The organism is Ignavibacteriota bacterium (assembly GCA_016212665.1).
In the GTDB taxonomy this organism is placed as follows: Bacteria; Bacteroidota; Ignavibacteria; order UBA10030; family SZUA-254; genus FW602-bin19.
Window position 1 is genome coordinate 167,948 of sequence record JACREZ010000025.1, and the last position, 13,622, is coordinate 181,569.

Consider the following 13,622-nt stretch of genomic DNA (forward strand, 5'->3'; position numbering starts at 1 on the left):
AACTGTGACTTCGAAAAAGAAAAGATTTTTTTGTTGTTTGGTCAATAAATTATAAACCGGTGTAATATGTATTAGTTAAAATTTGCCCTACGAAAATTTCGCCCGCAATTGTAACTTCTGCCGGAACAATGAAAGAATAACCAAGTCGTAAAGTCGTCAATCCTGCGCCTAAGTTGAATGTGTTAGCAACATTCGGATTGAAGAAACCACCTGTTTCACCAACAACACCTGAACCCGGACCACTTGCTGGAAATGTAATTGCAAGAGTGGTTCCACCAATTCCGTTTAATATATCAGGAAGATCCATTTCAACGACTACATTGGAGAACGGGTCACCTGTAATATCACAGCCAACATCACCGTTCGTTACTTCACCATTATTGTTTGGCTTGACAACGCTAATCGCCGCGTATGCATCATACACAACGGTGTACGCGGTCGCACGTAATACGTCATCAACACCTCCATCACTATTCGTTACCGCTAACGGCGTCGCCGCTGCATTAACAGTAATGCTTGTTACAGCCTGAGCATACCCTGCCGTAGTTAAACCGAGTAATACTACAGCAGCCAAAATTATGATTTTGAGATTTTTCATGAAGAACTCTAAAGTGTATAATTGTTGAACAATTATTGGGTGGTTAAACTGCCGTAAAACTACGAAAAATTATTCTAATAGTCAAGGCTTTTTTCAAAAATATTTATTTTATTTCTGTTGATTTCGCGTTGTTTTGAAAGAAATTGTTACGCGAACGCGACCGAGACCGAAAAGATTTGTCCGACTCCAAAATATTTCAATTCCGAGGCACAGGAACGCATCGTTGCGCCTGTGGTAACGACATCATCCACGAGGATAACTTTTTTTCCTTTTAATATAGTTTTCCATTTTGAAGCAAGTCGAAACGCGCCTGTTACATTTTCGCTCCGCTCCTGTTGGTTGAGTTTTGTCTGTGATTGGGTATATCTCACCCGTTTCAAAAGAGAGGAAGCTACGGGAATGTTCGTTACGGTAGAAATTCCTTTGCAAATGTATTCACTCTGATTGTAGCCTCTTTCACGCCGCTTTAGTTGATGAAGCGGAATTGGAATTAAGAAATCGCTCCGGCAAAATTTTTCATTGGAACGAATTACTTTGCCGATTTCTTCTCCCAACCGAATTCCCATCGAAGTAAAACCCTCATACTTCAAACTATGTATGACGGTCTGCAACGTTCCTTCCTTCACAAATGAAAACGGGGCAAGACAATCTGAAATTGTTCCATCGTTTTGGAATCGTTCTCTGGTACTGATGTATAACGAATCATCATTGTCTAACTTAGAAAAACTTTCCCAGCAGTCCGAGCATATCCTTGATTCGTCTTTCATTAAACGGACATCGCACGAAATGCAAAATGGCGGGAATACAATCTCTTGAAAAGGCTTGATGAATACATTTGTGAGAGTTGATACAAAAGAATTGTCAGTCATCAAGGTACTCATTCTGAAATCATTTGTTCAAGTTTCTGAATTTCATCGCGCAATTCCGCTGCACGTTCAAATTCAAGGTCTCTCGATGCACGTCTCATTTCTTGTCTCATTTCTTCAATCAAATCTTTCTTCTGATTCATCGTCAGGTAGCGTACAATTGAATCAGGGACAAGCGAAGTTTCAGATTTGTGTTTTTCATTGTAGGTCGCCCGAACATCGGCGACAGCAGTGCTTGCCATTATTTCTTCAGTCGTTTTATATACCGTTTTCGGAGTTATCTTATGTTCGGTGTTGTACTCGATTTGCTTTGTTCTTCTTCGATTTGTTTCGTCTAACATTCTTTCCATCGAACCTGTAACTGTGTCTGCGTAGAGTATTACTCTTCCGTTGAGATTTCGCGCTGTTCTTCCTGCAGTTTGAATCAACGAACGGTCGGAACGCAGGAATCCTTCCTTGTCAGCATCAAGCACAGCAACGAGTGAAACTTCCGGCAAATCCAATCCTTCACGAAGAAGATTCACACCGACCAGAACATCAAATTCGCCGAGCCGTAAATCGCGGAGAATTTCTACACGCTCAAGCGCAACTATTTCAGAATGGATGTACCGTACTTTGATGCCAATGTTGCTCAGATATTCTGACAAATCTTCAGCCATGCGCTTGGTCAGAGTTGTTACCAAGCACCGCTCATTTCTTTTCACACGTTCACGAATTTCGGCAATCAAATCGTCTATTTGATTTTTTACCGGGCGAACATCAACCTCCGGGTCAATCAGACCTGTCGGACGAATAATCTGCTCGACAAATACTCCTTTGCACTTCTTCATCTCATACGGACCAGGCGTTGCGCTGACGAAAATAATTTGATTCACCATCTTTTCCCATTCATCAAACATCAACGGACGATTATCCAACGCGGAAGGAAGTCGGAAACCATGCTCGACAAGGGTTGTTTTGCGTGAGCGGTCACCATGCCACATCCCGCCGATTTGAGGGACTGACACATGCGATTCATCAATCACGGTGAGAAAATCTTTCGGGAAATAATCCAATAAACAATAAGGACGTGACCCCGGCGGTCGTCCTGCAATATGTCTCGAATAGTTTTCGATGCCGGAACAATAACCGACTTCCTTCATCATCTCCATGTCGAAATGTGTGCGTTGTTCAAGTCGTTGCGCTTCAACGAGTTTCCCGTTCACCCGAAGAATTCTGAGTCGCTCTTCTAATTCCTGTTCGATGCTGACTAACGCTCTCTCAATGGTCGGTCGTGAAGTGATAAATTGCTTTGCCGGATAAATCACTTCCGATTCGATTTCTTCAATCGCCTTTCCTGTCAAGGGATGAATTGCAACAATCTTTTCGATTTCATCACCAAAGAACTGTATGCGTAATGCCTGCTCATTTTCGCCGGCAGGAATAACTTCAACAATATCGCCGCGAACGCGAAATGTTCCCCGAGTAAATTCAAAATCATTTCTTAAATAATGAATGTCCAACAACTTCCGGAGAAATTTGTTCCGTTCAATCGTCTCCCCTTTTTTGACAATAATCATTTGCTCAAGCCATTCATCCGGCGCACCGATGCCATAAATACAACTCACCGAAGCAACCACAATCACATTCGAGTCACCACTCAGCAATGCGCTCGTCGCACGCAATCTCAACCGGTCAATTTCATCGTTGACGGACGCATCCTTGGCAATGTATGTATCAGAATGTGGAACGTATGCTTCGGGTTGATAGTAGTCGTAGTAACTAATAAAGAACTCGACTCTGTCTTTTGGAAAGAATTGTTTGAACTCACCATACAACTGCGCCGCTAATGTTTTGTTATGCGACATGATAAGCGTCGGCTTGTTCATTTGTGCAATAACATTTGATATGGTGAACGTTTTGCCGCTTCCGGTTACTCCGAGTAATGTTTGATACCTGTCGCCGCGCCGAACACCTTCAACCAATTGACGAATTGCTTCGGGTTGGTCGCCGTTCGGTTGAAAATCAGAGGTAAGTTGAAAGGGCATTGTATTCACTTGATATTATTGTGATTATTGAAATGCAAAATTCCAATCTCTCAATAACCACAAGTGGACAAATCTACTCGTACCTCAACGCTTCAATCGGATTCAATCGTGAAGCTTTTCTCGCCGGATAAAATCCGAAGAAGACGCCGACAGCCATCGAAAAGAAAACCGCAAGCACGATGGAAGTTGCAGAGACAAACGTGGGCCAACCCGCCATCGAAGAAATTAAATTCGAGCCGCCAACACCAATGCCAACGCCAACAAGTCCTCCAACGAGACTCAGAACAATCGCTTCAATTAAAAATTGACTGAGAATATCGCGCCGTTTCGCACCAATGGACATTCGTATTCCGATTTCTCTCGTCCGTTCTGTCACTGAAACCAACATGATATTCATGATTCCAATTCCACCGACAATGAGCGATACTCCTGCTATGCTTGCAAGTAACATCGTCATGATTTTTGATGTGGCGGATGATGCTTCAGCAATTTCTGTTTGCGTTCTGATAGTAAAATCATTGTCTTCGGTGGCGCCGAGTTTATGTCTTGTCCGAAGGAGTTCGGTGATTTGTTGTTGTGCTTCGACAATTTGTTCCCTACTCACCGCGGAAACGATAAATCCCCAATTTCTCACATTGCGTTCACCCATGAGCCGCTTTTGTAACGTCGTATATGGAACGATGATAATGTCATCCTGGTCTTGTCCCATCATATTTTGTCCTTTCGGTTTCAGTGTACCGACAACACGAAAGGGAATATTTCTAATGCGAACCGTCTGCCCGATTGGGTCTGCTCCTTCAAAAATTTGTTGAACCACTGTCCTACCAAGCAAACAAACTTTCGTCGCTGCGCGCACATCCTGCTCGGTAAAAAATTCTCCGGTTTCTGTCCGATAATCTCTGATAGCAAAAAAATCCGGTGCGCCACCCTGAACGATTGTTCCCCAGTTCAAATTACCATACACAACCTGAGCGCCGTTACGAATCAACGGACTCAAATAATTTACTGCTGAACATTGCTCTTTAATTGCTTCACCATCTGCTTCTGTCAATGTCACCGAGGTTCCCGCACCTGCAACGACACCGCCCCGACTGGTTGTTCCGGGAAATATCAACAGCACATTGGTACCGAGCGAACTGATTTGCGCATCAATTGAGGATTGCGCTCCCTGGCCAATTGCCACCATCGCAATGACCGCACCGACGCCAATGATAATTCCCAGCATCGTCAGGAATGAACGCATTTTGTTTCGAACCAAAGCATCGAACGCGATTTGAAGTATTTCAAGAAAACGCATCATAAAGATTTACCGCATTCCTCGTCCACCACCGCCGCCGGGCATTCTTGGCGCGAACGGATTGCTTTGCTGGCTTCCACCTGCCGCCATCTCCGGCATACTTAAACCAAGAACAATCTCATCTCCTTCTTTCAATTCACCTTCCAGAACTTCTGCAAAACGATTATCGTTGAGACCAAGTTTTATTTTTACCGGTTTCAACTCGCCTGACGGCGTAGAAATCCATACACGGGTGGATTTCATTTTTTTCATTCCATCCATACCACCATTCATCATTCCTCGCCGTTCCGAACCTCCTCCCATTGCCATCCGTTCTCCACCTTGATTTCCGTTTGACATACCGTTCTTCGGTTTTTCACCATCAAACTTTTCCAGAACTTCAGCCGGAGGTTGAAAGCGTAACGCAAGCGTAGGAACACGAAGCACATGTTCTTTTTTCTCGATGAGAACGGAAACAGTCGCAGTCATGCCCGGACGAAGTTTCAAATCCGGATTCGGCACTTCGATGATGACCGTATACGTGACTACATTTTGCGTGAGAACAGGAGCGAGACGAACCTGCTTCACCGTTCCTTCGAATGTTTCATCGGGGTACGAATCAACTGTGAACGTAACCGATTGTCCTTCCTTAATCTGTCCGATGTCTGCTTCATCAACACTCGCCTCGACTTGCATGTGTGTCAAATCGTTGGCGATGGAAAAGAGTTTCGGCGCTTGCAAACTTGCCGCCACTGTTTGACCGACATCCACATCCCGTGAAATTACTACGCCATCAATCGGCGAAATAATTGTGGAATACCGGAGATTCACTCTTGCTCTGTCATGTGCGGCTTGTGCCTGCTTCATTTGTGCAAGCGCAGATTCATAGGTCGTTTGCACCGCATCCAACTCTGACTGCGAGACAAGATTCTTTTCGAACAATTCATTCGTTCGTTTCACCGTCCGTTTCGCCTCGTTCACCTGTGCCTGATTTCGTTCGACATTTGCTTCGGCTTCTTTCACCGATGCATTGAGAAATGTTGAATCTATCTGAGCAACGATTTGACCGGCACGAACAACATCGTTGAAGTCAACATAAATTTTGGAGAGAATGCCGGATACCTGACTCCCAACCTGTACCGTCTGCACCGGATTGATTGTGCCGGTCGCACGAACCTGTACAACGACATCGCCTCTGCCTATTTTTTCTGTTCGGTATTTCGTTTCGCCGTTCGAACCATCTTTGAAATAAAAATAACCGCCGGTTCCTAAAGCGAGAATTGTTAAAATGATTAGTAAAACTTTTTTCATGCCTTTGCAATGTACTTTCTAAAAAATATTTTATGCTGAAGATAGATATCTATCTTGTGAAACTGATTAGGGACCGGAGATAAAGAAATTTCAAACCTCAACAACAAACTTTCCATCTTTCATAATCATTAAATCATCAAACCAGACAGTCGGCTCTTTGATAAGTCCGTCGAGATGGCTTGCCACGCGTACCGAACCGCCCATTGATTTATTATCTCCAAACGCAATGTGAATTGTTCCCATCACTTTTTCATCTTCGAGAATCTTTCCTGAAAGTATTGCTTTATCATTCGTCCCGATTCCAAACTCGGCAACAGTACGCCCGTCCTTTCCATGCGGTTCCAGAAGTTCAATCAAACGTTTCGCTTCTACTCCGCCCGTTATTTCGGTTGCATAACCATCTTCCACAACAATTCGTATCGGTTCATGTACCATTCCGACAGAAGCCATTGAACCATCAACAACGACAACGCCATTGGAAGCTCCTTCCACGGGAGCGAGATATGCTTCACCAGTCGGCAGATTTCCCCACTGTCCTTTTTCTTTAAACAATCCGGAACTTGCGTGTGCTTTTCTTCCTTTGATCGGCATTGAAATATCCGTTCCCCGCGGCGCTTTCACCTTGATTGTCTCGGTCTTTTCCATTAACTCACATAATTTGAACGTTCGTTCGGCAATGCGATTGTAATCCGCGTTCATGCAACGAATCATTATTTCCTCCGTCACGCCGGGCAATGTTCCGACACGAATTCCCCGTTCACTTGCCGCGCGCCGTGAATCTGTATGCGTCAACGATTTCGAAGTCGGGCAGAGAACAACATCGGCAACTTTCATCAACGCGGCAACTTCTTCCGGCGGTTCTTCCCCGTTCGTTTTCCGCGGAAGCATTTCCACCAGCAAGACTTCGTTTCCCAAATCTTTTGTTGCTTGCCAAAGCGCATAGCCGATTGTCCGCAACGGTTCGTCGGTGACAATCAAAACTTTTTCATTTTTCTTTACACCCATGCAATCGCGAACTGCGATGAGTGCGGCATTGTATAATTCAGTTTTCATTTTCGTCTTTCATTAACAGAATGAGTTGAGATTCCAATTCGGGAAGTTTGTGTTTAATAATATCCCAGAGAAGATAATAATCAATCCCGAAATAATCATGAATAAGAATATTCCGTAGTCCGGCAATTTTTCTCCAAGCAATATTCTTGTGTTTCTTTCTTAATTCCAAAGGAACATGCTTAACCGCTTCACCTATTATTTCCAGGTTTCTTATTACAGCATCTACAAGGATTTCATCATCAATAAATTTTTGAAAGGATTTTTTGCCAACATACCGTGTTACCTTCGAGATACTTTTCAGCATATCTTCAAAGAAAAAAATGTAAGCCCGTTCAGACATAGATTGTTTCACTGAGAATCTTTTCCCGCAATTCAGGTCGGAGCGTGTTTTTTAATACAACATCAACTTTACGGCGTAACATTTTTTCGAGAAAGAATTTCAAATCCATGTAGTTATCGAAGGTCGTACATCCTTTCTCGAATTCTACTAATATGTCTATATCGCTTGTTCGGGAGTTTCGCACTTTCACAAACGAACCGAAAATTCCAATCTCCTTCACCTTAAAATTTCGATGGATATCTTTTCTTTTCTTTTTGATGCTTTCCTTGATTCGATTTATTGTGCTCATTTTTTCATTTCATCTATTTATTTAGAAGTATTCACCGTTATCGTCTCCAACCCATGCGCATGAGGTCCCATTTCACTTCGTCTGAGTAAGAACGCAAACAAAAGCCCGAAAAATCCTAGACAGGAAAATATCCACATGCCGAGTTGATAGCCGGCAGGATTCTCAGCGCTGGCAAGCGAAGTATCGTTCGCCCAGCCAATCAATAAATTAAAGCCGGAGAGTCCGATGTTTTGAATTAACGTCATCAAACCATAAGCGGTTCCGAGTTTCGATTGTTCGACGACGTACGCAACAGAGGGCCACATGATTGCCGGAATAAGTGAGAACGCAATTCCCATCATCGCCATCGGAACATACAAGGAAATATGCGTGTATCCCATCATCAGATAGACAGGAATTAACAACATCGAACCGAACATCATAAAAAGCGAACGTTTGCCGATCCTGTCAACCATCAAACCAAACAGAGGCGTTGCAATCATGGCAAACAACGTCAACATACTTGAAAGGAAACCGCCCGTCTCGCGTGTGACTCCGTGCGCTTCCATAAAAAATTTCACAGCAAATGTTTGGAACGGAAAGATACCGGAGTAGAACGTTATGCACAGAGCAACGATAAACCAGTACGATGTACCGAATTTGAAAATATCTTTAAACACGACTTTGTCGGTTCCGCCTGCTTCGCCAAGGGAATAAATTTTTTCCGAGCGGGATTCGAGGAGCCAGTAAAATATTGCACCGACGATACACATTGTTCCGAATGCAACCGAAATCAGTAACGGCATCTGCCAGCCATCGTACGCAAAACTCGCCCACGACGGGGAATTGAGTGCGGCAAACGAACCGAGCCGCGCAATCGTCAAGTTAATACCGAATGCAAAACTCAGTTCTTTTCCTTTGAACCATTTCGCAATCGCAGTCGTCACGGCGACAATCAACGATTCGGCTCCAAGTCCAAATACTAAGCGACCAGTTGCCATCACTGTCAGCGAAGGAGAAGCCGCTGTGATTGCCGCTCCGATAAAGCAGAGCAACCCGAATAAAAATGTTGATTTCTTCGTTCCGATTCTATCAATAATGAAACCGCCAATCAGCACCATAAAAATATTCGGGATGCTGTAAATTGCCTGAAGCCACCCGATGTCGGAATCGGAAAAGTTGAGTTGTTGTGCGAGGATGTCTGCCATCGGACTGATGCAATCGTACACATAATAATTGCCGAACATGGCGAGACTGATGAGCACAAGCACCATCCAGCGATACCATCGTGGTGGTGGCTGACGTGAATCCTGAATTGATTGTTTCGTTTCGTTCATTGATGTAGAGATTGTTGAGAAAAGTCGTTCGTTGCGGTTCAAAAATAGAGAAAAATCAAAGAGAAACCAACTGTTATGAGGAATGTATGTGAGTCGGGATGAGCCGGAGTACTTCCTTTTCCACCATCTCAACTGTAATTGATTTCATACAGTCAAACGTTTGTATCGGACACTCTTTTCCACCGTGAATACTGCACGGTCTGCATGATAATTCTTTTGTTTCGAGAACAATTTTCTGTTCGCCGATTGGTCCGAAACCAAACTCAGGAATCGTCGCTCCGAACAATGCAACTGTTGGTGTTTGCATGGCTGAAGCAAGATGCAACGGAGCGCTGTCGTTCGTAACAAGAACGGAACTTCTTCGTATCAACTCCGCTGATTGAAGTATTGTTAGCGTTCCGACTGATGAAACAAGACGTTGTGAATTACCTTGTTTCAAAATTTCGTTTGCCAACATTTCATCCTCTTTCCCGCCGAGCAATACGACCCCTAATCCTTTTTCATTCATGCGTGAAGCAAGTTGAGCAAAGCGTTCAGGCAACCAGCGTTTTGTATTCCACACTGTTCCGGGCGCAATGGTGATAAATTGTTGGTTCAGCAAAGCATGTTGTTTAAGTAATTGTTCGACAGTTTGTTTGTCTTCTTCGGATGGGAATAATCGTGGCAATATTTTTTCTTCTGTCTGAATTCCTATCGGTTTCAGTAGTTGAAGATTCCTCACTACTTCATGTTGTTCCTGCTTGTACAACACAACGTCGGTAAACATCCATTTCCCCGAACTATTACTGAACCCGATACGACGTGGAATATTTGCAAGTCGTGCAAGCGCGGCGCTTCGAACAGAACGATGAGGAACAAAAGCGATGTCGTACTCTTTCCTCCGCAGTTCTTTCACCTTGCTCAACACGCCGGAAATTCCTTTTTCTGATTTCCGTTTGTCAAACAGGATTATTTCATTTACATCGGGATGGTTCTCAATAATTTCAGCACAACGAGGGATGACGACAACATCAATGAGACAATGGGGATAATTCCGTTTGAGTTCCTGAACGAGCGGCAACGTCAACACAACATCTCCCAAAAATGCCGTCTGAATGATAACTGCTTTTCGTAGTTCGCTCATGAGTTTGGTTGTTCCTGAACGTGTTTCCATCGGCGATGCATCCACAACCAGTGGTCGGGATATTGACGAATGTATTGTTCAAGAAGATTTGTGTGTCGCCTTGTAAGTTCAACTATCGCTTCATCTTTGTTCGCCGGCAAATTATCCATCGGGATGCGATTGTACACTGCTTTATATGTCAAATCGGATTGGCGGACAAGAAACATCATAACAATCGGCGCGCCGTTCTTCAACGCAAATACTGCCGGACCTTTATGCGTGGAAACAACTCTCCCGAAAAATTCAACATACGCTCCTTCCTGCGCGCCGCTTTGGTCTGCGGCAATGGCGATGACTTCTTTCTTATCAAGTGCACGGAGAATTTCCCGTATTTGCATGCCCATATCAAATGTTTCGTTACCAAGAATGCGACGATGATTGTTAATCACTTCATCAACAAGTTTGTTGCTTTGTGTTTGAACAATGATATGAAATGGCTTTTGCAATAAGAGTCCGGAAATCACCGGTGTTAATTCCCAACTTCCGAAATGCCCGGTAAGAAATATCAATCCCCTTCCTTCTGCTTCCGCATTGAGAAGCACATCGGTGGTTGTTGAAGAATACAATCGCTCAACACTCACCTTGTTAAAATTCGGAATCCACAACAATTCGATGAACGCGATTCCATAATTTTTGAACGCTCCCTTCGTGATGGTCAGTAGTTCAGGTTCAGATTTTTCAGGGAATGCGTGCCGGAGATTTTCAAGGGCGATACGCTTCCGTCCGCCAATGAGATAAAACGCAACCGTTCCCAGAACCGCTCCCAGTCGTTGTGCGGATTTCAACGGCAACGAAAGGACGAACCACTTCAACAGTTGAAAAACAATTAATTCAAACCGATGACGCATGGTGTTTAATGCCGCATCTTCTGTGCGTATTCTTCATACCAATTATCGTTTCGTTGTTCCTGCCGGTACGTCGAATGCACAAGAATAAAATCACCGATGTTTTTCCAATCAACAAAAACAAAGACAACGCCTCCTTGCAAACTGTTGTAGTGCCAGACTTCATACGGATTTGCTTCCTCTGTGCTGGTAAATCGCTCGACATCATCACATGGACCATACACAATAAAGACGCGCCCGCGTTCTGTCTTCCAACCCGGAACAAAACCACGAGCATACAATTCATTTGCACGCTCTATTCTCTTTCTGTATTCAATTCGTAATTCGTTCTGAGCGGTTGATTGGTCGGGGTCACGCTTTTGCCAGAATTGTGCAACGAATCTCCGCTTTGCTTCAACATCCGTAAGTTGTCCGTATTGCTCTTTCTCATCGCCATGTGCAAGATATTCGGCTTCAGCAAACTCGTTGTCTAACTCTTTTTCTCCCATAGCAGTAAATTCTGTCAACACGAGAGAAAATTGTTCCTTCTTTTGGGTCGTGTCAATTTCACTCCCCGGCTTGAGGATGAAAAATTTCTTCTTCATGTCTGCATAAACATGCTCTGCCGAATCAAGCACGGAAACCTGCAACGTATAGGTTCCGCTTTTCAGTGATGAAACATTGACTTTATCAACCTCAACGCTCGCGTTGTTTGTCCGTTGCTTTTGTTTATTCTGAACCAGCGCTTCTTTGTTTCCTGAATCGAACACCTGAGTTCGCAGCGTCACCTTTTCTCCATTCACACTTTTGAGAAGATTATACACTTCCACATAATAGAACATCATCGGCAATCCCGTTCCATACATCAAACTCGGATTCGGAACCGCTTCCACTGTGTTCTTGTAAAACATGGATTGCGTGTTCGACGATTGCTGAAGCGATGTACACAGTTCAATGTCGCTGAGCGCTGCCTCGTGTTGAGGAATCAACGAAACCGGAAATGAGAAACGAAGACTATCGCGCCGCAGTTCGTTCATCATATCATACGCCTGAATAATGAGTTGATATGAACCGGCAGGCAAACCGAATGTTTCTATTCCCACCAATGTTTGACCGGTTTCCAAACGCGTTGTGTCATCAATGATATTCGGTACAGTCCACTCGCGGGATGCCACCGTCGTTTGCTCATTCATGATAGTGTAAGAAAACCGCGCGCCTGCAACGAATCGTCCGCCGTCTGCTTTGTATGAAAGCGCCCGCTCGCGGATTCCATAATACAGTTCGATATAGGCTTGCGTTGAATCTCCCTGAAACCGCGCCCAATCTATTTCGATTCGGAAATCAGATTTTGCGGGAATGATGGTTTGGCTTTGCGCCACGCACCCGAAAATGAGCGCAATAAGTACTATCGTACAAATCTTTTTCATCGCTATTCACCCATAACTTTAATAATGACACGTTTTTTTCGTTGCCCATCGAACTCAGCGTAATAGATTTGTTGCCACGGACCGAAATCTAATTTGCCGTTCGTGACCGGAACAATCACTTCATGATGAACGAGGAGACTTTTCAAATGTGCGTCGCCGTTTGTCTCCCCCGTTCTGTGGTGATGGTAATTGGCATTGAACGGAGCGAGTTTTTCCAGCCACTCGTCAATATCCTGAATCAGTCCGTCTTCCGCATCGTTGATATAAACACCCGCCGTAATGTGCATCGCCGAAACGAGAACCATCCCTTCCTTGATGCCGCTTTTGGCAACCGCTTGCTCAACTTCGCCGGTGATGTTGATGTACTCTCTCTTTTTCTTTGTTGAAAACCAAAGATATTCTGTCTGAAATTTCATCTTCTTTTGTGTATAATTCGGAACAAACATATTAAAAAAGCGGGTGAAACACAATCATATCAAACTCCTTCATAACTCCATAATGTTGTATTTCAAAGTTGTTATCTCGCACACCCAATATTCCCCGTTACTTGTGTAATATTCCCCGTTACTTGTGTAATATTCCCCGTTACTTGTGTAATATTCCCCGTTACTCGTGTAATATCCCGCGTTACGTGTGTAATATCCCGCGTTACTTGTGTAATATGCCCCGTTACTTGTGTAATATTCTCCGTTACTTGTGTAATATGCCCCGTTACTTGTGTAATATGCCCCGTTACTTGTGTAATATTCTCCGTTACTTGTGTAATATGCCCCGTTACTTGTGTAATATGCCCCGTTACTTGTGTAATATGCCCCGTAACTCGTGTAATATTCCCCGTTACTTGTGTTACATGCCCCGTAACTCGTGTAATATTCCCCGTTACTCGTGTAATATTCAACTGTACAATGAAATTGGTCTAATTTGGGCAGTTATAACATTTTCAGATGAAAGTGAACCATTAGAGCATAGTATTTAAATAAAAGATTAAAAATTGAATAGGAAGAAGCGAATAAGGTAAAAGGGTTGTTATTTTTCTAAAATCCGACATGGAAAATTATGAGGGGCAAATCCAACAAATACGTGAAAAGTAAGAACTAGATACACCCATGAAATGGTGGATGAGGAAATAAAAC

14 protein-coding genes are annotated in these 13,622 nt (G+C 43.7%); all 14 read right to left on the reverse strand.

Going from position 1 to position 13,622, the window contains the following annotated elements; translation table 11 throughout:
* Positions 1-49: 49 nt before the first annotated feature.
* Positions 50-598 (reverse strand): hypothetical protein, encoded by a 549-nt coding sequence (locus tag HY960_09005; protein ID MBI5215879.1) that lies wholly within the window; start codon positions 596-598, stop codon positions 50-52.
* A 146-nt stretch (positions 599-744) separates the two neighbouring features.
* Positions 745-1,467, reverse strand: a complete 723-nt coding sequence (locus HY960_09010) for a ComF family protein (protein ID MBI5215880.1) — start codon at positions 1,465-1,467, stop codon at positions 745-747.
* A gap of 8 nt (positions 1,468-1,475) precedes the next feature.
* Positions 1,476-3,491: an excinuclease ABC subunit UvrB gene (gene uvrB, locus HY960_09015; GenBank protein ID MBI5215881.1), complete on the reverse strand. Its 2,016-nt coding sequence runs from the start codon at positions 3,489-3,491 to the stop codon at positions 1,476-1,478.
* Between the two features lie 73 nt (positions 3,492-3,564).
* A complete protein-coding gene (locus HY960_09020; protein MBI5215882.1) occupies positions 3,565-4,791 on the reverse strand; it encodes an ABC transporter permease in 1,227 nt (408 codons plus the stop codon).
* Positions 4,792-4,797: 6 nt separating this feature from the next.
* A complete protein-coding gene (locus HY960_09025; GenBank protein ID MBI5215883.1) occupies positions 4,798-6,078 on the reverse strand; it encodes an efflux RND transporter periplasmic adaptor subunit in 1,281 nt (426 codons plus the stop codon).
* 90 nt (positions 6,079-6,168) lie between these two features.
* The gene (locus tag HY960_09030; protein MBI5215884.1) at positions 6,169-7,131 is read right to left on the reverse strand and encodes an aminopeptidase; all 963 of its coding nucleotides are present in this window, start codon (positions 7,129-7,131) and stop codon (positions 6,169-6,171) included.
* Entirely contained in the window at positions 7,121-7,471 is a 351-nt protein-coding gene (locus tag HY960_09035; protein ID MBI5215885.1) for a DUF86 domain-containing protein, read from the reverse strand. The genes HY960_09030 and HY960_09035 overlap by 11 nt, the downstream gene beginning before the upstream one ends.
* Positions 7,464-7,760, reverse strand: a complete 297-nt coding sequence (locus tag HY960_09040; protein MBI5215886.1) for a nucleotidyltransferase family protein — start codon at positions 7,758-7,760, stop codon at positions 7,464-7,466. The genes HY960_09035 and HY960_09040 overlap by 8 nt, the downstream gene beginning before the upstream one ends.
* A gap of 17 nt (positions 7,761-7,777) precedes the next feature.
* The gene (locus HY960_09045; protein MBI5215887.1) at positions 7,778-9,076 is read right to left on the reverse strand and encodes an MFS transporter; all 1,299 of its coding nucleotides are present in this window, start codon (positions 9,074-9,076) and stop codon (positions 7,778-7,780) included.
* A gap of 73 nt (positions 9,077-9,149) precedes the next feature.
* Positions 9,150-10,229 carry a lipopolysaccharide heptosyltransferase II gene (gene waaF / locus HY960_09050; GenBank protein ID MBI5215888.1) on the reverse strand — a complete coding sequence of 360 codons (1,080 nt, stop codon included), beginning with the start codon at positions 10,227-10,229 and terminating at the stop codon, positions 9,150-9,152.
* A complete protein-coding gene (locus HY960_09055; protein MBI5215889.1) occupies positions 10,196-11,086 on the reverse strand; it encodes a lysophospholipid acyltransferase family protein in 891 nt (296 codons plus the stop codon). The genes waaF and HY960_09055 overlap by 34 nt, the downstream gene beginning before the upstream one ends.
* Positions 11,087-11,091: 5 nt before the next feature.
* Complete coding sequence (locus HY960_09060) at positions 11,092-12,489, reverse strand: GWxTD domain-containing protein (GenBank protein MBI5215890.1); 1,398 nt, start codon at positions 12,487-12,489, stop codon at positions 11,092-11,094.
* Positions 12,490-12,491: 2 nt separating this feature from the next.
* On the reverse strand, positions 12,492-12,905 hold the full coding sequence (locus tag HY960_09065) for a YjbQ family protein (GenBank protein ID MBI5215891.1): 414 nt from the start codon (positions 12,903-12,905) through the stop codon (positions 12,492-12,494).
* Between the two features lie 101 nt (positions 12,906-13,006).
* The gene (locus tag HY960_09070) at positions 13,007-13,387 is read right to left on the reverse strand and encodes a hypothetical protein (GenBank protein MBI5215892.1); all 381 of its coding nucleotides are present in this window, start codon (positions 13,385-13,387) and stop codon (positions 13,007-13,009) included.
* Positions 13,388-13,622 lie beyond the last annotated feature (235 nt).

Bases quoted from the DNA above. Each gene is read 5' to 3' on its own strand.
- HY960_09030 (MBI5215884.1), bottom strand. From the start codon at position 7,131: ATGAAAACTGAATTATACAATGCCGCACTCATCGCAGTTCGCGATTGC.
- HY960_09010 (MBI5215880.1), bottom strand. From the start codon at position 1,467: ATGACTGACAATTCTTTTGTATCAACTCTCACAAATGTATTCATCAAG.
- HY960_09020 (MBI5215882.1), bottom strand. From the start codon at position 4,791: ATGATGCGTTTTCTTGAAATACTTCAAATCGCGTTCGATGCTTTGGTT.
- waaF (MBI5215888.1), bottom strand. From the start codon at position 10,229: ATGGAAACACGTTCAGGAACAACCAAACTCATGAGCGAACTACGAAAA.
- HY960_09055 (MBI5215889.1), bottom strand. From the start codon at position 11,086: ATGCGTCATCGGTTTGAATTAATTGTTTTTCAACTGTTGAAGTGGTTC.
- HY960_09025 (MBI5215883.1), bottom strand. From the start codon at position 6,078: ATGAAAAAAGTTTTACTAATCATTTTAACAATTCTCGCTTTAGGAACC.
- HY960_09005 (MBI5215879.1), bottom strand. From the start codon at position 598: ATGAAAAATCTCAAAATCATAATTTTGGCTGCTGTAGTATTACTCGGT.
- HY960_09035 (MBI5215885.1), bottom strand. From the start codon at position 7,471: ATGTCTGAACGGGCTTACATTTTTTTCTTTGAAGATATGCTGAAAAGT.
- HY960_09045 (MBI5215887.1), bottom strand. From the start codon at position 9,076: ATGAACGAAACGAAACAATCAATTCAGGATTCACGTCAGCCACCACCA.
- uvrB (MBI5215881.1), bottom strand. From the start codon at position 3,491: ATGCCCTTTCAACTTACCTCTGATTTTCAACCGAACGGCGACCAACCC.
- HY960_09065 (MBI5215891.1), bottom strand. From the start codon at position 12,905: ATGAAATTTCAGACAGAATATCTTTGGTTTTCAACAAAGAAAAAGAGA.
- HY960_09060 (MBI5215890.1), bottom strand. From the start codon at position 12,489: ATGAAAAAGATTTGTACGATAGTACTTATTGCGCTCATTTTCGGGTGC.
- HY960_09040 (MBI5215886.1), bottom strand. From the start codon at position 7,760: ATGAGCACAATAAATCGAATCAAGGAAAGCATCAAAAAGAAAAGAAAA.